Source organism: Nonomuraea sp. NPDC049421, assembly GCF_040677005.1.
GTDB lineage: Bacteria > Actinomycetota > Actinomycetes > Streptosporangiales > Streptosporangiaceae > Nonomuraea > Nonomuraea salmonea.
In genome coordinates, this window is the sequence record NZ_JBFAQA010000001.1 from 340,968 (window position 1) to 361,621 (window position 20,654).

The window sequence follows — 20,654 nt, forward strand, 5'->3', positions numbered from 1 at the left end:
CGCGTGAAGGGCCCTTGCCCGGAGGAGTCAGGTAGTCAGTTTCCAGAGGTGGCCGATCAGGCGGAGGCCGAGGCGTTCGGCGACTCGTTGGGAGGAGCGGTTGTCGGCGCTCGTGCTGTAGTACAGCCGGACGCCCGGCAGCAGGCTCGCCCAGGCGGCCGTGGTGGCGGCGGCGTGGCCTCGGCCGCGGTGGGCGGGGGAGGTCCACGTGCCGGCCTCGGCGCCTCCTGGGGTGTTGCGGGCGGTGTGGCAGATCGACACCACCTCGCCGTTCTCCACGATCATCGCCCACGGGGCTCCTTCGCCGCCCGCGACCAGCTCGTCCCACTCGTCGGGCGCCCATTCGGCGGGACGCAGCGGACGGACGAGCCGGGCGTGCGCCTCCGACGCCGACGTGACCACCTCCACAGGTACGTCGAACCGCACCGGCCCCTCCAGCACATAGCTGACCCCCTCCGACAGGGTGACCCGGTCACCGCCGAGCATCGCCCTGCACGTGGCCAGCACCTCCGGGAAGCGCCCGCCTCCCGACGACACGACTCCGAGCAGGCGCTCGGCCAGCTCGTCGGGGAGGTGGCCCGCCACGGCCGCGGTCAGCCCGCCCGTGCGGAGGTGCTCCGGCACCGCGGCGGTCAGGCCGTCGGAGGGGGCGTCATCCGGCGCGGCGGTGGCCGCCGCACCATCGAGCTGGGCACGGTCCGCTGCGGGAGCGGTCGGACCGGTGGCGGGCACGCCGATCACCATGTCTTCGGGGCCTGGGAGGCGGCCGCGTTCGTCGGGGCGCCAGATGACGCCCAGTTCGATGCGGAGCAGGTCGGTGTCGGTCAGGCGGGGTGTACGGGGAGCGTGGCCGGGCAAGCGTCTGTCGTCCGGGTCGCCGTCGTCTGCGGTCATGGCGTTCGAGCCTGGGCCGTCACGGGTGCGGGGGTCAGCGTGAAGGGGATGGTGGCGGCTACGCGGCCGTTGACGATGACGTCGAGCTCTCTGGCGCCCGGTGGCTCGTCGCGGGTGGTGACCGGGCGGAACGAGTGGCTCTTGCGTACGGTGAACCGCGCTCCTGGTTCTTCGGCGTCGCGTTGGCCCAGGTGGAAGACGCGGCGCGAGCCCGCTCGCCTGATCGCGTATTTCAGCAGCACAGGGCCCGCCGCGCCCGCCGTCACCGTGACCGCGAAGGCCAGCTTGTCGCCCACCGCCACCGTGTCGGACGCCAGCGCCAAGGTGTCCACCGAGCCGCTGCCCGGGGTGGCGCCCACCAGGGCCAGGGCCTCGGGGTGGCCGGCGCGGAGCAGGCCGCGTACGGCATGGCGCAGCACCCGCTCCACGTGCGAGCCGCCGTCGGAGCGCCAGCGGGCCAGCAGGCCGAGCGCGACCTCGGGGTGGTCTTTGGCCAGGTCGTTGACGTGGTTGGCGACCGAGCGGCGGACGTATTCGCTCGGGTCGTCGCGCAGCAGGTCGAGGAGCGGGAGCGTCGGCCCCGGCGTCATCAGCCAGGACACCCGCGTGGCCCACGGCAGCCTCGGGCGGGAGCCCTCGGAGGCCAGGCGGCGCAGGTGCTCGTCGGGGGACCCGGCCCATCCGTGCATGATCTCGAGGGCGTCGTCGCGGTGACGCTCAAGGAAGGGGCGTACGGCGAACTCACCCGTCGCGTACGGCGTGAGCACGGCCAGCGTGCGCATCCCGTCGGCGAGGTGGTCGAGGCCCCGCTGGGCGGTGTGCTCGGTGGCGGGCCAGCCGCTCCACATGTCGAGCTTCACCCGCCCGGCCGCCTCGCGGACGATCTCCGCCGCCTGCGGGTAGGGCAGCAGCAGCGCCTCGTCGAGCGCGGCGGCGACGTGGGCGACCCTGGCCTTCAGCTCAAGGCCGTCGAGCCCGTGGACCGCCTGCTCCACGAACCGCTCGCGCGGGAACGCCGCCCATGCCGCGGACAGCCCGTCGGCCAGCACCGACACCGACCCGTGGTCGATCATTTCCTTCAGAGGTTGAGCCACGGGAAGACCTTGCCAGGCGCCACCGACAATTCCCGGTCGAAGCGAGAACACGGCCCCGCCGGCAGCGGGGCCGTGCGGGCCGGGTCAGGTGGTCTCGCGCCAGCGGTTGGTGATGGGGAGGCGGCGGTCGCGGCCGAAGTTCTTCGGCGTGATCTTGGGGCCGGGCGGGTACTGGCGCCGCTTGTACTCCGCCAGGTCCACCAGCCGGATCACCCGCGTCACCAGCGCGGGATCGTGCCCGGCCGCGATGAGCTCCTGCGAGCCCATGTCCTTCTCCACGTAGTCGTCGAGCAGCCGGTCGAGCACCTCGTACGGCGGCAGCGAGTCGGTGTCGCGCTGGTCGGGACGGAGCTCGGCGCTGGGCTCCTTGGTGATGGAGTTCTCGGGGATGGGCCGCTCGGCGTCGAGCAGGAACCCGGGCAGCGTGTGGGCGTTGCGCCACCTGGACAGCTCCCACACCATCGTCTTCGGCACGTCCTTGATGGGCGCGAAGCCGCCGGCCGAGTCGCCGTAGAGGGTGGAGTAGCCGGTGGCGAGCTCGCTCTTGTTGCCGGTGGTCAGCACCAGGTGGCCGTGCTCGTTGGACAGCCCCATGAGCAGCATGCCGCGTACCCGCGCCTGGAGGTTCTCGGCGGCCAGGCCGGACAGGTCGATCTCCTTCTCGTACGCGTTGACGATCTCGGCGATCGGCACCACCCGTGAGGTGACGCCCTGCCTGCGCACCAGCTCCTCGGCGTCGGCCAGGGAGTGGTCGGAGGAGTAGCGGGACGGCATGAGGACGACGTTGACCCGCGAGGGGCCGATGGCGTCGGAGGCGATGGTGGCGGTCAGCGCGGAGTCGATGCCGCCGGACAGGCCGAGGATGACGGACTGGAAGCCGTTCTTGGCGACGTAGTCGCGCACCGCGAGCACCAGCGCGGCGTAGACCTCGGCGTGCGGGTCGAGGCGCGGCGCCACGGTGGCGGGCTCGGCGGGGTAGGGGGCGAGGGGTTCGTCCGACAGCACCAGGCGCTCGACGGTGATGGTGGAGCCGTCGCCCGCGTCGTACGGGTACGTGCCCGCCTCTGCCTGCGACACCGGCAGCCCGTCGAGGTCGGCGATCAGCAGTTCCTCCTTGAACTGCCCGGCCCGCGCCACCAGCTCGCCCGCCTCGTCGACCACGATGGAGTCGCCGTCGAAGACCAGCTCGTCCTGCCCGCCGACCTGGTTGACGTAGACGAGCGCGCAGCCGGCCTCGCGGGCGCGCCGCGCGCACAGCTTCAGCCGTACGTCGTCCTTCTCCTTCTCGTACGGCGAGGCGTTCGGCGAGATCAGCAGCCCGGCGCCGGCCTGGCCGACGACGGACACGGGGCCGCCCTCCTGCCAGAGGTCCTCGCACACCGCGATGGCCACGTCGACGCCGTGCAGCCGGAAGATGGGCAGCCGGTCGCCGCGCACGAAGTAGCGGTATTCGTCGAACACGCCGTAGTTGGGCAGGTGGTGCTTGGCGGTCCTGGTGACCACCTCGCCCTTGTGCAGCAGGGCGGCGGCGTCGAGCGGGGCGCCCTTGGGCTGCCCGACCCGGGGTGCCAGGCCGGCGCGGTCGACGTAGCCGACCACGACCGGGAGGTCGCCGAGGCCCTCGCCGGCCAGCCTGCGCGCCACCTCCTCAAGCGTCCTGATGCCGGCGTCCACGAAGGACGTGCGCAGCACCAGGTCCTCCACCGGGTAGCCGGTGAGGAACATCTCGGTGAAGACGACGAGATGGGCCCCGCGCCCGGCCGCCTCGCGGGTCCACGCGATGAGCCGGTCGGCGTTGGCGCTCAGGTCGCCCACGGTCGGATTGGTCTGTGCCAGGGCAATGCGCAGTTGTGCCACGCGACCAGCCTAGTACGCCATGATTTTTATCGTCAAAGAGACGAAAAGTGGGTCATCTCACTCCTGGCGTTACCAGGCCCGACTCGTACGCGGCCATCACGAGCTGCGCCCGGTCCGTCAGCCCCAGGTGCTCCAGCAGTGACGTGACGACGAGACCCACCTCCTCCTCGGGCAAGGAGAGCGTCCGCCCGATCTGCTGGTTGCTCAGCCCGCGAGCCACCAGCTTCAGCACGTCAAGCCGATCGTCGGACAGCCCGGCCAGCGCGGGAGGCGAGCCGGGGTCGCTGCGTCCGGCGAACGCCGAGATCAGCCGCGTCGTCACCGCCGGGTCGATGAGCGCGTCACCGGCCGCCGCCGCCCTGATCGCGGCCACGAACTGCTCCGGCGCCGACGTCTTCAGCACGAACCCGCTCACTCCGGCACGCAGCGCCGCATAAAGGTTCTCGTCGCTGCCGAACGTGGTCATCATCACGACCTTCGGCGGCTGCGGCGCGGCCAGGATCCGGCGGGCCGCGGCCAGGCCGTCGAGGCGCGGCATCTGGATGTCGAGCAGCACCACGTCGGGCCGTGTCTCCAGGACGGCGGCGATGGCCTCCTCGCCGTCGGCCGCCTCGCCCGCGGGGGTCAGCCCGGGCTCGGCCTCCAGCATCGCGCGCACGCCCGTCCGTACGAGCGCCTGGTCGTCGGCCACCAGCACCCGCAGCTCCCGCCCCGCCTCGCGCACCACCCCGTGCATCACCGGCGGCGGGCCGTCCAGGCGCTGGGCCAGCATGTCGGCCTCCAAACCGGTGAGCGTGGCCGACAGGTCGAGGCCCAGCTCGTCCCGCCAGACGGCGCGCGCCCTGCGCAGCGCCGCGAGCGCGTCGCCCTGACGGCCCAGCCGGTAGAGCGCGAGTGCGAGCAGCCGCCACGCCTCCTCGCGCAGCGGGTACGCCGACGCGTGCGCCTCCAGGTCGGCGACCAGCGAGCGCGCCCGGCCCAGCGCCAGCCCGGCCTCGGCCCGCCGCTCGACCGCGATCAGCCGCAGCTCCTCCAGCCGGCTCGCCTCCGTGGCCGCCCAGCTCAGCTCGGCGAACTCGGCCAGCGCCGGCCCACGCCACAGCCCCAGCGCGCCGTCCATGTCGGCCCACACCTGCGCGGGCGGGCCGTCCGACTTCACCAGCGACTCGAACCGCCAGGCGTCCACCTGCCCGACGGCGGCGCGCAGCGCGTACCCGGGCGGCGCGGACACCAGCACCGACGCCTCCTCGCGCGGCGCGCGGCCGGGTTCGAGCGCACGGCGCAGGCGCGAGACGTACCCCTGGATGGTGGACAGGGCCTGCGGCGGCGGCGCGCCCGGCCACAGCTCGTCGATGAGGGTGGACACGGGGACGGCGCGGCCCGCGGCGACCAGCAGCCGGGCGAGCACCGCCCGCTGCCGCTGCCCGCCGAGGTCGATGGGGGCGCCGCCGGCCCAGGCCTGGAACGGTCCGAGAGCGGTGAAGATCAGCATGTCAGGCGTAACTGTAGAGGGAGAGCGCGCCGCCGGTATATGGCGAAACTTCACATCTCCCTCGGTACGCCGGAGAGCCAGGGAAAGCGGTCACCGGCGGCGGACGGCGGGGCCGAGGAGGAGCATGCCGGCCGCCGCCGTCGCGCCCACCCCGCCGATCGTGAACCACAGCGCCTTGGAGCCCAGTTCGAGCAGCACCCCGCCGAGCGTCGGCGCCAGCACGGCCGCCAGCGACCACGCGAACCCGAACAGCCCGGAGTACCGTCCGCGCAGGTGGGGCGGGGCGAGCCGGGCCACGATGGAGCCGGGGATGCCGGCCGTGATGATCTCGCCGGCCGTCCACACCACGATCGTCGCCACCAGCCCCCACGCGGTGGTGACGAACGCGGTCATCGCGAAGCCGGCGGCCATCACCGCCAGCCCCAGCGCGAACGTCCGGGCCGGGTCCCGCCGTCCCAGCCACCCCGACACGAGCGGCTGGACGATGACGATGAGCACCCCGTTCAGCGCCATGGCCAGGCCGTACGTGCCGAGCGGGAGCTTGACCACCTTCGTCATGGCCACCGGCAGCATGGACAGCGTCTGGGAGTAGACCACCGCGTTGCCCAGCACGACCAGCGTGAACCCGAGCATGACCCGGTCGCGCAGCACCACCCCGAACCCGCCGGCCGACTCGTTCCCCTGCGGCCTGGTCTCCGGCACGGCCCGCCACACCAGCACGGCGAAGATCAGGCAGGACACCGCGTCGATCCAGAACAGCCAGAGGAAGCCGAGCTGCGCCAGCCACCCGCCGGCCGTCACGCCGATGGAGTAGCCGAGGTTGACCCCCCAGAACAGCAGCCCGTACGCCCGCGGCCGCTCCTCCGGCGAGACCAGGTCGGCGACCATGGCGTTCGAGGCCGGCCGGTAGATGTCCATGACCAGGCCGAGGCAGAACATCGAGGCCAGGATCGCGGGCAGCGACGTGCTGTAGCCCAGCGCCAGCATGAACACCGCCGTCGCCACCATGCCGCCCGTGAGCGTGACCCGCCGCCCGATGCGGTCGGTGAGGACCCCCGAGATGAACTGCGACAGCAGCGACCCCGCACCGAACACGCCCATCACCAGGCCCGCGGCGGCGAGCGACATCCCGCGGCTCTGGGTCAGGAAGACGCCGGTGAACGGCATGACCATGGTGCCCAGGCGGTTCACCACGGTGCCGCCCCACAGCGCCCAGAAGGGGCGGGGCAGCCCGCCGACCATGGACCGGACGAACGAGGGCTTCTCGGCAGTTGTGCTCGACACGCTGGACAGCGTGATGCGTCGGATGTCGCGGCGCGAACGATTTAGGCCACACTAAAAGCATGTCCATCACCTGGCGGCTCAGCCCCGAGGACGTCGCGCGCCTGCGCTTCGCCTTCTCCCCGATGTGGGAGCTGGTGGCCAGCCTCCGCACCCTGCGCGCGCCCTCACGGCAGTCGGTCCACCTGCCCTGGATCAAGGTCGTCCGGCCCCGCCTGGACGGGCTCGACCTGGCCGAGCTGTTCGCGCTGGTCCCGCCGTCCGGCTACCTCGCCGACTTCATCACCCCGCCGCCCGACACGCCGCTGCCCGACTTCGCCTCCGAGCTCGACCGGGTCAGGCGCAGCGACCCCGAGCGCGTCAGGCACGAGGCGGCGCGCCTGCGGGCCGGCGCGCCCGAGGTGATCGACCGGTTCATGGCCGACCCAGAGGCGGGCGTCGCGCGGGTGGCAGGCACGCTGGAGGCGTACTGGGAGCGGTGCTTCGCCGAGTTCTGGCCCCGCGTGTACGGGCTGCTCGAACGCGACGTGCTGCGCCGCTCGCGCGAACTCGCCCAGGGCGGGGCCCACGCGCTGTTCGCCGGCCTCGGCCCCGAGGTGCGCTGGACGGGGGAGCACCTGCTCATCCAGCGGCCCTCGTGCGTGCTCGACGGGCCGCGCGGCGACGGGCTCGTGCTCGTGCCCAGCGCCTTCTACTGGCCGTCCGTGGCCGTGATGTCGGCTCCGTACCAGCCGATGCTGGTCTATCCCGTGCAGGGCGTCGGCACCCTGTGGGTGCAGGGGCCGCCGCCCGCGCCCGACGCGCTCGCCGCGCTGATCGGCAGGAGCAGGGCGCGCATCCTGCTCGCGCTCGCCGAGCCCGCCACCACCTCCGCGCTGGCCGCCCGCATGGAGCTCACGCCCGGCGCGGTCAGCCAGCACCTGAGCGTGCTCAGCGGGGGCGGGCTCGCCGTGGGGATGCGGCTCGGCAAGCAGGTCGTCTACCGCCGTACGCCGGCCGGCGACATGCTCGCCGGCACCCGCTGACCACGTTGACCGGCGTCCCGGCGGGTCAGGCGTAGCGCTTCGACTCCAGGAGCCAGTCCAGGTGGGCGCGCGGCGCCGCCAGGTACGCGCACGCCACCTTGCTGACGTCCCGCGCCGCGGCGGGCGCCAGGTCGTCCAAGGGGAGCCGTCTGGCCGCCTGGCGCATGTCCTGGCAGCGCGCCGCGATCCGGTCGAGCACCCAGGCCGTCGCCGCCCGCTCGCCCAGCCCGAGCTGCCGCATCGCCAGCACCACGAAGTTGTGCACGTCGCCGCGCTCCTTGGGCCGCGAGGCGACGTCGTTGCACCAGGCCGTCACGTCGCTGCAGGCGTCCACGAGCAGCCGCCACGGCTCCGACTCGTGCACCCAGGCCGGCACCTCGACCCGCAGGCACGGCTCGACCAGGTCGTACAGGTAGGGCCCCACCGTGCCCCTGCGCAGCTCCGGGTACTCCTCGATCGTCGGCATCCGCCCCGCCGCGCGGTTGTCGGCCTCGGTGCGGCAGGCGTCGTACTGGCGCTGCAGCCCCACCGCGAACCTGGCCCGCCACCGGTCGCTCATCCGCACGCTGGTCACCCGCCACAGGTCGGCGAAGGCCGCCTCCAGCGGATGGCGGGCGGTGCCCGCCAGCATGCCGTGGAAGACCTCCAGGGGGCCCGACCGCTCGTCCAGCTCGTCGTCCAGGTGGAACAGCCAGGTCAGCCACTGCGCGAACAGCGCCGCCGCGGCGGCGTCGAACTCGGCGAACGCGCGGCCCGCCATCCGGTGGTAGCCGACGCCGGGGTCGGCGGGCAGGCCCGTACGCCTGGCCCAGTCGATGACGGCGGCCTCGATCGCGTACACGGCCGGGTGCATCCGGCACGGCGCCGCCATGGCGGGCACCCGCTCGGTCAGCGGCAGCAGCGCCGTCGCGGGCGAGCCGCCCCTGCGCGGCAGCGGCAGCAGCGACGCCAGCGCCGTGCGCAGCGCGGTCCGCACCGTGGACAGCACGGTGCCGGACGGGCCTGTGGACGGGCTGACGGAAGGGCCGCCGGACGGGACGGCGGGTGGGCCCGACGGCGCGTCGGCGGGCGCGGGCTCCCCACTGTCCGAGGGACTGTTGACTGTGCTCTTCATGGGCTCTTCACCGTGTTCTCTGCGTTCTCCGCGCTCTGCGTCTCTTGCCGTAACTCCTCACAGCACCTTTGACAGTGCTCTTCACAGAGGGCCGAAAAGCCAGTTTCCGGTCGCGTTGGGATCGTCGCTGCGGTAGTAGTCGGCGGCGGCGCGGACCAGCTCCTCCACCGTGAGCAGGCCCCTCGCCTCCCGGTCGAGCCGGTCGAACGCCTGGTCCACGTCGTCGTAGGCGACGCCGAACGCCGACAGCAGCGTCCGGAACTCGCCCATCGCGACCTCGCCGTCGCGGTCGCCGTCGCACAGCTCTGCCACCGCGACCGTGGCGGGGCGGAAGACCGGGTCGTAGTGCTCGCCGGTGACGAACGCCGTGGTCATCCCCTTGAGGAAGTCGGGGCGCGCGAGGCCGGAGTCGCCGTCGCGTTCGAGCGCGTCGGACAGGGTGAACCAGATGCGGTCGAAGCTCTCGACGAGACGCGCCCCGGTGACCGAGGTGGGGGACTCGCCGAAGCCCACCAGGATGCGGGCGCCCAGCCCCAGCAGGTCCTCACGCTCGACGACGCCGTTGCCGTTCGCGTCGATGTGGTCGAACGCCCGATCGAGCTTGTGATTGAGCAGGTCGATGGCCACCCTTGCCTCCCCCGAGACTGACTGCGTTGATCACAGTAGGTCGGGGCGGGCCCTTTGTCAGCGAGGCTCGCACCGGCGACCCCCGTAACGTGTGCGAAACACGGACACGGCATGCTGGTAGGTGACCTGTAGTTACGTCGAACGAGGGGATGCTGTGGACCGCCAGCAGGAGTTCGTGCTCCGCACGCTCGAGGAACGCGACATCCGGTTCATCCGGCTGTGGTTCACTGACGTGCTCGGCTTCCTCAAGTCCGTGGCCATCGCGCCGGCCGAGCTCGAAGGCGCGTTCGCCGAGGGCATCGGGTTCGACGGCTCGGCGATCGAGGGCTTCGCCCGCGTCTACGAGTCCGACATGCTGGCCAAGCCCGACCCCGCGACGTTCCAGATCCTGCCCTGGCGCAGCGAGACGCCGGGCGCGGCGCGCATCTTCTGCGACATCCTCATGCCCGACGGCTCGCCGTCCCACGCCGACCCGCGCTGGGTGCTCAAGCGCGCGCTCGCGAAGTGCGCCGACATGGGCTTCACCTTCTACACCCACCCCGAGATCGAGTTCTTCCTGCTCAAGAACAGGCCGGAGCCGGGCGAGCGGCCCGAGCCCATCGACTCGGGCAGCTACTTCGACCACACGCCCCACAGCTCGGGCCACGACTTCCGCCGCCAGGCGATCATGATGCTGGAGTCGATGGGCATCTCCGTCGAGTTCAGCCACCACGAGGGCGCCCCCGGCCAGCAGGAGATCGACCTGCGCTACGCCGACGCGCTCACCACGGCCGACAACATCATGACCTTCCGCCTGGTCATGAAGGAGGTCGCGCTGGAGCAGGGCATCTGGGCCTCCTTCATGCCCAAGCCGTTCACCGAGCACCCCGGCTCCGGCATGCACACCCACATGTCGCTGTTCGAGGGCGACAGGAACGCCTTCTACGAGGCGGGCTCCGACTACCGGCTGTCCAAGGTCGGCCGCTCGTTCATCGCGGGCCTGCTCAGGCACGCCGCCGAGATCACCGCCATCACCAACCAGTGGGTCAACTCCTACAAGCGGCTGTGGGGCGGCGCCGAGGCCATCGCGGGGCAGGGCGGCGAGGCCCCCTCCTACGTGTGCTGGGGCCACAACAACCGCTCGGCGCTGGTCCGGGTGCCGATGTACAAGCCGCACAAGGGCGGCTCGACCCGCATCGAGTTCCGCTCGCTCGACTCCGCCTGCAACCCCTACCTCGCCTTCGCGCTCATCCTCGCGGCCGGCCTGAAGGGCATCGAAGAGGGCTACGAGCTGCCCGCCGCCGCCGAGGACAACGTCTGGACCCTCACGAGCGCCGAGCGCCGCGCCCTGGGCATCCAGCCGCTGCCCGGGTCGCTCAACGACGCCATCGAGGTCATGGAGCGCAGCGAGCTGGTGGCCGAGACGCTGGGCGAGCACGTCTTCGACTTCTTCCTGCGCAACAAGCGCAGCGAGTGGCGCGAATACCGCCGCCACGTGACGGAGTTCGAGCTCGGCCGCTACCTGCCGATCCTCTGAGGTGATCCGGGCCCGCTACCCGCCGATCCGCTGGGCGCGTGGCGGGCGCCGCCGTGCCGGGCGGGCGGGCTCATCCGGGAGCGCGTCGAACACGATGGCCTCCAGCAGGCCGGCCTGCGCCCGGTCCACGACGCGGGCGCCGGTCGCGGGGGCCGGGTCGCCGTCCTTGACGCGGGCCAGCAGGCGCTCCACGCGCCGCCGGTGGCGGGCGAACGTCCGCCGTGCCACCACCCGTCCTCGCGCGCGCTGCCCGGCCAGCGCCTCCTCCGCGGGCGCGTCCAGCAGCAGCAGGTGGAAGCCCGCGCCGTGCCTGCGGGCCAGCCAAGCGAAACCGCGCAGCACGTACGGGCCGCAGCCCCGGTTGTGCGCCAGCACCGGCGCGCCCCGCGCCAGCGCCCGCCTGATGCGGCTCACGTGGGTGACGAACACCACGGCCCGCCGCACCGGGTAGGGCGCCCAGGTGAGCCTGCCGTCCCAGTGCCGCCGCGACTGCGCGGAGTCGATCACCACGACCGTCCCCGCGGTCAGCGGGCGGCTCTCGGCGCCATGCAGGCCGTACAGGCGGCGCAGCAGCGTGGTCTTGCCCGCCCCCGGCAGCCCCGTCAGGATGACCAGGGATCCGGGCGGGTACCGCAGCATCGCCCCGGGCACGCTCCCCACCCCCGCCCCGTCTCGTCCCGCCGATCATGTACGCCGCGCCAGCATAGGCCCGTCGCACTCCAGACTCTGCGACTACGGCCGAACTCGCGCACTCGTCAAGCCGCCGAAAGCTCCGGCAGGGCGCTGACCTGCGGAGATCGGATCCAGCTCGGCATGCTTTGACGGGCTCCCCGCCGGATTCGGCAGATTGGTACGCGGCAACCGGGAAACCCCGTTAAGGTACTCCCGACGCCTTGATCGGCCTCACTCCCGGAGCGGTTCGGAGTGAGGCCGATTTTCGTTGCTTCTGACGCCCGGGACACGTCCCCGCGATGCGCGACCTCTACCGTCGTACATCCCCGGGCGCGGGGAAGTTCCGGGCCCGTTCGAGGCGTTATGGAGAAGCACTGAGCAACCGTCAGGACCCCCGTCCCTAGATAAACCGGGCGTCCGATAAAATCGGTCTGCTCTTTATGATATTTCCGGACTTTTCGCCGAGTGGGGCGATATAGGAGGGTGTGGCATGACGACGGCTGCCTTGCAGACCGTGTTGACCGTTCCCAAGCGCTTCCGCGGTCCCGTGGGCGTCGCCAACGGCGGCTGGATCGCGGGCACCATGGAGGAGGCGCTGAACGGTGGCCGATCAGGCAGCCGATCAGCCGTCGAGGTCACCCTCCATGCCCCCACGCCGCTGGAGACCGAGCTGCGCCTCGACCACGTGGCCAACTCCGTCTCCCTCTCCCACGGCGACACGCTGCTGGTCGAGGCCATCCCGGTGGCCGAAGACCTCGAGGGTCCCGGTTTCGTGCCGTTCAACGACGCGGCCCGCGCCGAGGCCGGGTTCGCCGGGCTGCGCAAGCACCCGTTCGCCGAGTGCTTCGCCTGCGGCCTGCGCGAGCCCGGCGACGGGCTGCGGATCTTCCCCGGCCCGGTGGAGGACACTGACCTGGTGGCGGCCGGCTGGCGGGTGCCGCACACGGTGAGCGGCGAGGACGGCGTGCCCGCCTCCATCGTGGGCGCGGTGCTCGACTGCATCACCGGCTGGGCGCACTTCGGCCCGGGTGAGAGCGCGCTGCTCGGCCGGCTGGCCGTGCAGATCAACGGCTCGATCCTGCCCGGCGGCCGCTACTCCGTGGTGGCCCGCCCGACCGGCCGCGACGGCCGCAAGCTCTACGGCCAGAGCGCCATCTACGAGATGGACGGCACGCTGGTGGCGGCGGCCCGCGCCACCTGGATCGCTCCCCGCTGAACCGCAGGTGAAAGGGGCCTCCGAGATCCTCCCGGAGGCCCCTTCGCATGTCCGCGCGTCAGGACGCGCCCGGGTCGTGGGCCGTTCGGGCGCCAGGACGCGTGCGGGCCGTGAGCCGTTCGGGTGTCAGGACGTGAGGCGGGCCGCCACGATGTCCGCGCAGCGCTCGTCGAACAGGATCGTGTAGTGGTTGCAGCCGGGCACCAGCTCGTCGCGCAGGCCGGGCAGCCGCTCGATCCAGGGCCCCGCGAGGTCGTCGGGCAGCAGGCCGACCGGCTGGTCGAGCAGCCCGCGCGGCGCCCTCAGCAGCACCAGCGGCGCGGTGATCCGCTCCAGCGCGGCCCCGATGCGGTCGCGCTCCACGCGCATCCACCGGCCGTCCGCCAGCACCGCCTCCCCGGCCGCCCGTGACGTCAGCGCGCCGTCGGGCCCGGTCAGGTCATACCGCACGTACGCCTCCACGTCGGAGGTCCAGTTGCCGGCGAAGGCGGGGTGGGCCTTGAAGAAGTCCACGTACGCCTCCGGCGAGGCGAACGTCCGCCGCAACCGCTCCAGCGCCGGACCCAGCGTGGCCTGGGTGGCCGCGTCCGGGTCCACGCCGTCGGGCAGCGGAGGCAGCGGGAGGCCGCCGTCCACCAGCACGACCTTGGCGAACGCCCGCTGCTCGGCGGCCAGCGCGGCCACGTACGCGCCCATGGAGTGGCCGGTCAGCACCGCGTCGGGGCCCGCGCCGACGTGCTCGGCCACCCGCAGCACGTCCTCGGCGTGCCTGGGCAGCCCGTACGGGCCAGGCAGGGACGCGCTGTGCCCGCGCCCGCGCAGGTCCATGGCCACCAGCGACCAGCCGTCGGGCAGCCGCCGGCCGACCGTGGCCCACGCCATCAGCGAGGCCGTGATGCCGTGCACCGCGACGATCTTGCGCGGGCCGGTGCCGAACGTGGCGATCCGCTGCCCGTCCACCTCATCGAATTCGACTGTCATGAGGGGAGCATAGGGACCGGACATCTCACGACAAGCCGGATAATTGACGACATGCGGATCACGGTCATCGAACACGAGGCCGAAGCCGGTCTCGGGTATCTCGCCGGCTGGCTCGGCGTCCCCTGCGACGTCGTGCGGCCGTACCTCGGGGACGAGGTGCCCGTACGCGCGGCGGACGGGCTCATCGTGCTCGGCGGCGCGGCGGCGGCCTGGGAGGACGAGCGCAGCCCTTGGCAGCCCGCCACCCGCGACCTGCTGCGGCGCGCCGTGGACGAGGGCGCGCCCACGCTCGCCATCTGCCTGGGCGCGCAGCTGCTCACCATGGCCTGCGGCGGCATCGTCGAGCGCGGCGCCGCCGGGCTGGAGGTCGGCGCCTGCGAGGTGACCACGCTGCCCGCCGCCGCCTCCGACCGCCTGTTCGGGGGAGTGGGCGAGCGGGCGGTGGCCGTCCAGTATCACCAGGACGCGATGACCCGCCTGCCCGACGGCGCCGTGCCGTTGCTCACCGGCGCCCGCTACCCGCACCAGGGCTACCGCCTGGGAGAGGCGGCCTGGGCGGTCCAGTTCCACCCGGAGGCCACCCCCGACATCTTCGCCGCCTGGACGGCCCAGCCGGAAGGCGACGACCCCGCCGGCGGCCTGAGCGCCCAGGGTTATAACACCGAGGACCTGAACGCCGAGGTGAAGGCCGCGGAACCCGCCCTGGTGAGAACGTGGCGCCCGGTGGCGGAGGCCTTCGGCGACGTGGTCAGGAGCTCCTGAACAGCCGCACCGGAGGATGGTCCGTGCTCGGGTGGCGGCGTCGGCGGCTCGTCAGGGCGTGGGCCAGGGCGTGCACGCCGGCCAGCACCAAAGGGAGCGCCAGGAGGCCGCTCGGCTTCGACGTCGCCGGCACCCCGGCGGCCCTGAGCCGCCGCCAGGCCCACACCGCGTACGGCAGCACCACCAGGGGAGCGGTCACCAGGCCCGGCGTGTAGCCCCTGAACAGCGCCGCCTGCGCCAGATGCGCCACCCCGTGCACCCCGAACCCGGCGAGCGCGGCCTGAAAGGACGGGCTGTGCCCGCCCGTGCGCGCCCCCATCGCCGCCGCGCCCGCCACGACCGCGCCCATGAGCCCGATGGCGGTGGCGGCGTGCGCCTGCGACACCTCCAGCCGCTCCCACGGCACCCCCGGGAAGCGGGACTCCAGCAGGGGCCGCGCCTCCCGCGTCCACCGCGCCATCGTGACCAGCTCCTCGGCGTCGTGCACGACCCAAGCCCCCAGCAGCCCCCAGGCCACCCCCGCGGGCACGCGCCCGGAATCCCCGCTCATGACACCCTCCCGAAAAGCGAAACGCAACGCAACGTTGCGTTCGCATGCTACGGCGGATGACGCGGGAGCTGTCAAGATGGAAGGGTGCCCAGGATCGAATCCACCGCGGCCCGGCTCGCCAAACTCGGTTTCGCCGACGGCGCCAGGGCCGCCCAGCTGATCCGTCAGTCCCCGGCCGACCTCGACGACATCCTGGAGGCCCTGGTCGCCGTCGCCGACCCCGACCAGGCGCTGGTCTCGCTCACCCGGCTGATCGAGCGCGAGCCCGCGGTCCTCGGCACCTTGCGCCACGACGAGCGGCTGAGCAGCCGCCTGCTGGCGGTGCTGGGCGTCAGCGCGGCGCTCGGCGACCACTTCGTCCGCCACCCCTCCCACGTCGCGATGCTGGCGGAAGACCGCCTCGGCGACGTCAGGGCCGAGCTGCTGCGCGCCGTCGGCGCGGAGCCGGGCGAGAGCGAGCCGCGCGCGGAGAGCGGCGGCCACGACGCGCTCACGGCCCTGCGGGTGGCCTACCGCGGCCGGCTCGCCCACCTCGCCGCCCGCGACCTCACCGGCCGGATCGGGCTGCAGGACGTCACCTCCGAGCTGTCCGAGCTCGCGGGCGCCGCGCTGGAGGCGGCGCTCGCCGTCGCGCGTACGGAGGTCGGCGCGGAAGACGTCCGCCTCGCGGTCATCGGCATGGGCAAGTGCGGCGCGAGAGAGCTCAACTACATCAGCGACGTCGATGTGATCTTCGTGGCCGAGCCCAGGGAGGGCGCCGACGAGGCCAAGGCGCTGCGCACGGCCACCCGCCTGGCCCAGGCCATGATGCGCGGCTGCACCACCACCACGTCCGAGGGCTCGCTGTGGGAGGTCGACGCGGGGCTGCGGCCGGAAGGCCGTTCCGGGCCGCTGGTCCGCACGCTGGAGAGCCACCTGGCCTACTACCACCGCTGGGCCAAGACATGGGAGTTCCAGGCGCTGCTCAAGGCCCGGCCGGTGGCGGGCGACCTGGAGCTGGGCGCCGCCTACGTCTCGGCCGTCAACGACATGGTCTGGTCGGCGGCCACCCGCGAGCACTTCGTGGAGGACGTTCAGGCCATGCGCCGCAGGGTCGAGGCCCACGTGCGCGCCGAGGGCGACCGGCAGCTCAAGCTCGGTCCGGGGGGGCTGCGCGACATAGAGTTCGCGGTGCAGCTGCTCCAGCTCGTGCACGGCAGGCTCGACCCGCTGCTGCGCCGCAGGGCCACGCTGCCCGCGCTGGCCGCGCTCTCCCGCGGCGGCTACGTCGGCCGCGAGGACTCCCGCTCGCTCGCCGAGGCGTACACGTTCCTGCGCCAGGTCGAGCACCTGCTGCAGCTGCACCGGATGCGCCGCACCCACGTCGTGCCCACCGACGAGGCCGACCTGCGCCGCCTCGGGCGGGCGCTCGGCATGCAGGCCGACCCGGTGGGGGAGTTCACCACCCGCTGGCGGCGGCACGCGATGGAGGCCAGGCGGCTGCACGAGAAGCTGTTCTACCGGCCGCTGCTCGAGGCCGTGGCGCGGCTGCCCGAGTCGGAGGCGCGGCTGTCCGCCTCGGCCGCCGCGGCCCGGCTCGAGGCGCTCGGCTACGTCGATCCCACCGGCGCGCTGCGCCACATCGCCGCGCTGTCCACCGGGGTCTCGCGGCGGGCCGCGATCCAGCGCACGCTGCTGCCGGTGATGCTCGGCTGGTTCGCCGACACGCCCGACCCGGACGCGGCGCTGCTCGGGTTCCGGCAGGTCAGCGACAAGCTGGGCACCACGCCGTGGTACCTGCGGCTGCTGCGCGACGAGACCGCGGTGGCGGCCAGGATGGCGCGGGTGCTCGGCACCAGCCGCTACGCCACCGGCCTGCTCATGCACGCCCCCGACGCGGTCGCCATGCTGGGCTCCGACGCCGAGCTGACCCCGCGCCCGCCCGACTCGCTGCTCGGCGAGGCGTCGGCAGCGGTCTCCCGCCACGCCGGCGACCCCGAGACCGCCGTCACCGCCGTGCGCGCGCTGCGGCGCAAAGAGCTGTTCCGTACGGCCGTGGCCGACATCTCCGGCCTGATCGACATCGAGACCGTCGGCACCGCGCTGTCGCGGCTCAACGACGTGACCCTGCAGGCGGCGCTCGACGCGGCGCTCGGCAAGGCGCGCGAGGCCACCTCGTTCGCGATCATCGCGATGGGCCGCCTCGGCGGCATGGAGTGCTCCTACGCCAGCGACGCCGACGTGATGTTCGTGCACTCGCCGCTGCCCGGCGTCGACGAGCGCACGGCCACTGACGCCGCCTTCGCCGTGGCCAACGAGGTGCGCAGGCTGCTGTCGCTGCCCGCGCCTGACCCGCCCCTGCTCATCGACCCCGACCTGCGCCCCGAGGGCCGGCAGGGCCCGCTGGTGCGCACGCTCGCCTCCTACCGCGCCTACTACGCGCGCTGGTCGTCGCCGTGGGAGGCGCAGGCGCTGCTGCGGGCCAGGTTCTCGGCGGGCGACGCGAAGCTGGGCGCGGCCTTCACCGCCATGATCGACGAGCTGCGCTATCCGCGCGACGGGCTGAGCGGCGACGCCGTCAGGGAGATCAGGCGGCTGAAGGCCCGCATGGAGGCCGAGCGGCTGCCGCGCGGCGCCGACCCCGCCCTGCACACCAAGCTCGGCCCCGGCGGGCTGTCCGACGTGGAGTGGGTGGCGCAGCTCCTGCAGCTCCAGCACGCCGGCCGGCTGCCGCCGCTGCGCACCACGCGCACGCTGGAGGCGCTGCGCGCGGCCGTGGCGGAGGACCTGCTCGCGCCGGAGGACGAGGAGGTGCTGGCCGAGGCGTGGCGCTTCGCCTCCCGCGTACGCGACGCGATGATGCTGGTCAGGGGCCGGCCCGGCGACAGCATCCCGAAGGACACCGCCGAGCGCAGGCAGGTCGCCCGTACGCTCGGCTACCCGCCCGACGGCTCCGAGGACTTCCTCGACGACTACCGCCGGGTCACCCGCCGCGCCCGTAAGGTGGTGGATCGCGTCTTCTACGGCGGCTGATCAGCATATGACGTGACTTTTGATGCGCTGCGTCATTGCGCTGTCACGCCCAGGGGTGTTTCATGGCGGCCGTGTTATCCGTTTACGTGGACCTCGCCCTCGGCCTGGTCGTGGCGTTCCTGCTGCTGTCGCTGCTGGTGAGCGGGCTCAACGAGGCCGCCGTGCGGGTGTTGTCCATCCGCAGCAAGTTCCTGTGGGCCTACCTCAGGGACACCATGGACGGCGCGGGTCCCAAGGGCTCGTGGCTGCCCGCGAAGGTGCTCGACGTGTTCAGGGCGATGCCGTTCGCCCGCGACCCCAGGCCCGTCCACAGCGACAGGCCCGCGCCCGCCAGCGCCGGCGAGATGCCCGAGAGGGGGACCGGCGCCTCCATGATCAACCTGCTGTACGAGCGGGTCAGGGAGATCGACCACGCCAAGCGGGGCAGGACGAGCATCGCCGAGATCCCGCCCGCGAGGTTCGCGGTGGCCGTCATGGAGCTGACGGCCGAGAACGGCGACGTCGAAGGCTTCCTGGCCCGGCTCAGGCAGATGGACAGCCCCCTCTACGGCCATCTCAAGGGCGTCTGGGAGGCCGCGCAGGGCGACCTCGACCGGTTCAGGCGCGGCGTCGAGACCTGGTTCGACGGCGAGATGCAGCGCCTGTCGATGCTCTACCGGCGCTACGTCAAGTGGGTCGTGGCCGCGCTGGGCGTCGCGGTGACGCTGCTGTTCAGCATGGACGGGCTGGAGTACGCCAAGACGCTGCTGCGCGACAACGCCTACCGCGCCTCGGTGACCGCCGTGGCGGGGACGGGGCAGGGCGCGTACGACGAGCTCAAGCAGCTGTGCACGGGCGGCGACCCGGTGCCGTGCGTGACCGAGACGCTCAGCCAGCCGGCGCTGGTCAAGCTGATGGGCCAGGCGCTGGTCAGCATCTCGATCCCGGCCGAGGGCGAGCCCGACGTGCGCTGGAACGGCGCCGCCTGGTGGGAGCGGGTCAGCGCGCCCAGCCACTGGCCCGGCTTCCTGCTGACGTACGTGGCGCTGCTGTTCGGCGCGCCGTTCTGGTGGGACGTGCTGCGCCGCGTCACCGGCATCAGGTCGCGGCGCTGACCCCCCGCCCGGCGGCCAGCGCGACGACGTCGGCCAGCTCGGCCAGCTCCGCCGGGTCGTCGGTGAGCCTGGCCGTCGCCAGGCGGAGGTGGGGCCGGGCGGCCTGGTCGATGACGTACCGGCTGCCGGGGGCGACCGAGATGCCGTGCGCGGCCAGCGTGACCAGGGCGGCGGGCTCGTCGCGTACCGGCACCCAGAGCACCAGCCCGTCACCGCCGCCGGTGCGCACGCCGCGCGCCGCCAGCTCCGCGGCCAGCCGCGCGCGCCGCCCCGCGTAGACCTCGCGGGCGTGCGCCACGCGCGCTTCCACGTCCGGGTCGGCGAGCAGGTGGGCCAGCGCGTCCTGGAGGATCCTGCTGGTCCAGCCGGTGCCGAAGCTGCGCAGCACCCGGACCCGCTCGACCGCGTCGGCCGCGCCGCCGATGACCGCGATGCGCAGGTCGGGGCCGTGCGACTTGGAGTACGACCGGACCAGCACCGTACGGTCGGGGAAGCGCGTCCCCATGCTGACCATCGGCGACACCGACAGCTCGCCGATGCCGTCGTCCTCCACGATGAGCGTCTTGGCGGGCTCCAGCAGCGCCGCCAGCTCTGCCGAGCGGCCGGGCGTGACCGCGTGCCCGCACGGCGACTGCCCGCGCGGCTGGTAGACGAACGCCACCGGCCGCGCCTTCAGCGCCTTGGCCAGCGCGCCGGGCAGCGGCCCCTCCTCGTCGCAGGCGACGGGGACGATCTGGACGCCGATCGTCTCCAGGATGTCCAGCAGCCGCGCCCCGGTCGGCTCCTCGATGGCGATGCGGTCGCCGGGCAGCGCCGCCGTCTGGCAGAGCAGTTGCACGGCCTCGTACCCGCCGCCGACCGCGAGCCAGCTCTGCGCCTCGAACGGCCAGGTGGGCTCCACGGCGGCGCGAAGGCGTGGAGTGATCGTCGCGCGGGCGTAGTCGTTGAGCCCGTCGGCGCGGGCGGCGGCGGCCAGCGCGGCCTCCAGCGGCGGCAGCAGCGCCGTGTCGGGGGAGGCGATGGTCAGGTCGATGGCCAGGCGGTCGCCCCAGTGGCCGAGGCGCTCGTACCGGATGGGGCGCGGCACGTCGGGCGGGCCCAGCACCACCGTGCCGCGCCGCCGGTCGGTCCTGATCATGCCGTGCCCGCGCAGCTCCGACCAGGCCTCCGCGACCGTGCCCGAGCTGACGCCCAGCTCCCTGGCCAGGCCGCGGACCGTGGGCAGGCGCGTCTGCGCCGTCACCGTCCCCTCCCTGATGAGGTCGGTAAGGGCGGCGGCGATGCCCCGTGCGCTCGGGTCCCCGATGCGCTGCGCCAGCCAAGCGGCGTCCACTTTGTCCCCCTGTAAATCTTTGTTCAGCAACAAAGATCTTCTTGTGCAGTTTGCTCCGCTGAACATATGGTCTGGGGCTATTAACGGCAAGTACGTACTGTTTGGGGGATTTGTGGCGACCGTTCGCCTTGCTC

17 protein-coding genes are annotated in these 20,654 nt (G+C 73.1%); 6 read left to right on the forward strand and 11 right to left on the reverse strand.

Translation table 11 applies throughout. The features are described 5' to 3' along the window. Positions 1-27: 27 nt before the first annotated feature. The 5 genes from AB0K18_RS01530 to AB0K18_RS01550 form a co-directional block, all read right to left on the reverse strand. Positions 28-894: a GNAT family protein gene (locus AB0K18_RS01530; protein WP_364908275.1), complete on the reverse strand. Its 867-nt coding sequence runs from the start codon at positions 892-894 to the stop codon at positions 28-30. Next, on the reverse strand, positions 891-1,988 hold the full coding sequence (locus tag AB0K18_RS01535) for a DNA alkylation repair protein (RefSeq protein WP_364908278.1): 1,098 nt from the start codon (positions 1,986-1,988) through the stop codon (positions 891-893). Before AB0K18_RS01535 ends, AB0K18_RS01530 begins: the two co-directional genes overlap by 4 nt. Before the next feature lie 84 nt (positions 1,989-2,072). After that, positions 2,073-3,845 (reverse strand): NAD+ synthase, encoded by a 1,773-nt coding sequence (locus AB0K18_RS01540; RefSeq protein ID WP_364908281.1) that lies wholly within the window; start codon positions 3,843-3,845, stop codon positions 2,073-2,075. A 52-nt stretch (positions 3,846-3,897) separates the two neighbouring features. After that, a complete protein-coding gene (locus tag AB0K18_RS01545) occupies positions 3,898-5,337 on the reverse strand; it encodes a BTAD domain-containing putative transcriptional regulator (RefSeq protein ID WP_364908284.1) in 1,440 nt (479 codons plus the stop codon). Between the two features lie 90 nt (positions 5,338-5,427). Continuing rightward, complete coding sequence (locus tag AB0K18_RS01550) at positions 5,428-6,621, reverse strand: MFS transporter (RefSeq protein ID WP_364908287.1); 1,194 nt, start codon at positions 6,619-6,621, stop codon at positions 5,428-5,430. Between the two features lie 59 nt (positions 6,622-6,680). Between AB0K18_RS01550 and AB0K18_RS01555 the strand changes: the two genes are divergently transcribed. Further along, the gene (locus tag AB0K18_RS01555; RefSeq protein WP_364908290.1) at positions 6,681-7,643 is read left to right on the forward strand and encodes a DUF5937 family protein; all 963 of its coding nucleotides are present in this window, start codon (positions 6,681-6,683) and stop codon (positions 7,641-7,643) included. A 25-nt stretch (positions 7,644-7,668) separates the two neighbouring features. Here the strand turns inward: AB0K18_RS01555 and AB0K18_RS01560 are convergent, their stop codons facing one another. Further along, entirely contained in the window at positions 7,669-8,757 is a 1,089-nt protein-coding gene (locus AB0K18_RS01560) for a terpene synthase family protein (RefSeq protein ID WP_364908293.1), read from the reverse strand. An 81-nt stretch (positions 8,758-8,838) separates the two neighbouring features. Further along, entirely contained in the window at positions 8,839-9,384 is a 546-nt protein-coding gene (locus tag AB0K18_RS01565) for a hypothetical protein (RefSeq protein ID WP_364908296.1), read from the reverse strand. A gap of 154 nt (positions 9,385-9,538) precedes the next feature. On the opposite strand from AB0K18_RS01565, the gene AB0K18_RS01570 reads away from it, so the two are divergent. Then, a complete protein-coding gene (locus AB0K18_RS01570) occupies positions 9,539-10,900 on the forward strand; it encodes a glutamine synthetase family protein (RefSeq protein WP_364908299.1) in 1,362 nt (453 codons plus the stop codon). A 15-nt stretch (positions 10,901-10,915) separates the two neighbouring features. Here AB0K18_RS01570 and AB0K18_RS01575 read toward each other — a convergent pair whose 3' ends face one another. Next, a complete protein-coding gene (locus tag AB0K18_RS01575) occupies positions 10,916-11,551 on the reverse strand; it encodes an AAA family ATPase (RefSeq protein WP_364908302.1) in 636 nt (211 codons plus the stop codon). A gap of 511 nt (positions 11,552-12,062) precedes the next feature. On the opposite strand from AB0K18_RS01575, the gene AB0K18_RS01580 reads away from it, so the two are divergent. Continuing rightward, positions 12,063-12,788 (forward strand): hypothetical protein, encoded by a 726-nt coding sequence (locus AB0K18_RS01580; protein WP_364908305.1) that lies wholly within the window; start codon positions 12,063-12,065, stop codon positions 12,786-12,788. 126 nt (positions 12,789-12,914) lie between these two features. Here AB0K18_RS01580 and AB0K18_RS01585 read toward each other — a convergent pair whose 3' ends face one another. Next, a complete protein-coding gene (locus AB0K18_RS01585) occupies positions 12,915-13,769 on the reverse strand; it encodes an alpha/beta hydrolase (RefSeq protein WP_364908308.1) in 855 nt (284 codons plus the stop codon). Positions 13,770-13,820: 51 nt separating this feature from the next. Here AB0K18_RS01585 and AB0K18_RS01590 point away from each other — a divergent pair, with 51 nt between their 5' ends. Beyond that, positions 13,821-14,531 carry a type 1 glutamine amidotransferase gene (locus AB0K18_RS01590; RefSeq protein ID WP_364908311.1) on the forward strand — a complete coding sequence of 237 codons (711 nt, stop codon included), beginning with the start codon at positions 13,821-13,823 and terminating at the stop codon, positions 14,529-14,531. On the opposite strand, the gene AB0K18_RS01595 is transcribed toward AB0K18_RS01590, so the two are convergent. Beyond that, on the reverse strand, positions 14,518-15,081 hold the full coding sequence (locus AB0K18_RS01595) for an HXXEE domain-containing protein (RefSeq protein WP_364908314.1): 564 nt from the start codon (positions 15,079-15,081) through the stop codon (positions 14,518-14,520). The genes AB0K18_RS01590 and AB0K18_RS01595 overlap by 14 nt on opposite strands. A gap of 84 nt (positions 15,082-15,165) precedes the next feature. Between AB0K18_RS01595 and AB0K18_RS01600 the strand changes: the two genes are divergently transcribed. Then, on the forward strand, positions 15,166-18,093 hold the full coding sequence (locus AB0K18_RS01600) for a bifunctional [glutamine synthetase] adenylyltransferase/[glutamine synthetase]-adenylyl-L-tyrosine phosphorylase (RefSeq protein WP_364908316.1): 2,928 nt from the start codon (positions 15,166-15,168) through the stop codon (positions 18,091-18,093). A gap of 62 nt (positions 18,094-18,155) precedes the next feature. Continuing rightward, a complete protein-coding gene (locus tag AB0K18_RS01605; protein ID WP_364908319.1) occupies positions 18,156-19,187 on the forward strand; it encodes a hypothetical protein in 1,032 nt (343 codons plus the stop codon). Here the strand turns inward: AB0K18_RS01605 and AB0K18_RS01610 are convergent. Continuing rightward, on the reverse strand, positions 19,171-20,520 hold the full coding sequence (locus AB0K18_RS01610) for an aminotransferase class I/II-fold pyridoxal phosphate-dependent enzyme (RefSeq protein ID WP_364908322.1): 1,350 nt from the start codon (positions 20,518-20,520) through the stop codon (positions 19,171-19,173). The two genes, AB0K18_RS01605 and AB0K18_RS01610, sit on opposite strands and share 17 nt — an antisense overlap. Positions 20,521-20,654: the final 134 nt, after the last annotated feature.

Excerpts from the sequence above, each read along its gene's own strand:
- AB0K18_RS01530 (WP_364908275.1), bottom strand. The coding sequence starts at position 894 with ATGACCGCAGACGACGGCGACCCGGACGACAGACGCTTGCCCGGCCAC.
- AB0K18_RS01545 (WP_364908284.1), bottom strand. The coding sequence starts at position 5,337 with ATGCTGATCTTCACCGCTCTCGGACCGTTCCAGGCCTGGGCCGGCGGC.
- AB0K18_RS01555 (WP_364908290.1), top strand. The coding sequence starts at position 6,681 with ATGTCCATCACCTGGCGGCTCAGCCCCGAGGACGTCGCGCGCCTGCGC.
- AB0K18_RS01560 (WP_364908293.1), bottom strand. The coding sequence starts at position 8,757 with ATGAAGAGCACAGTCAACAGTCCCTCGGACAGTGGGGAGCCCGCGCCC.
- AB0K18_RS01580 (WP_364908305.1), top strand. The coding sequence starts at position 12,063 with ATGACGACGGCTGCCTTGCAGACCGTGTTGACCGTTCCCAAGCGCTTC.
- AB0K18_RS01585 (WP_364908308.1), bottom strand. The coding sequence starts at position 13,769 with ATGACAGTCGAATTCGATGAGGTGGACGGGCAGCGGATCGCCACGTTC.
- AB0K18_RS01590 (WP_364908311.1), top strand. The coding sequence starts at position 13,821 with ATGCGGATCACGGTCATCGAACACGAGGCCGAAGCCGGTCTCGGGTAT.
- AB0K18_RS01595 (WP_364908314.1), bottom strand. The coding sequence starts at position 15,081 with ATGAGCGGGGATTCCGGGCGCGTGCCCGCGGGGGTGGCCTGGGGGCTG.
- AB0K18_RS01605 (WP_364908319.1), top strand. The coding sequence starts at position 18,156 with ATGGCGGCCGTGTTATCCGTTTACGTGGACCTCGCCCTCGGCCTGGTC.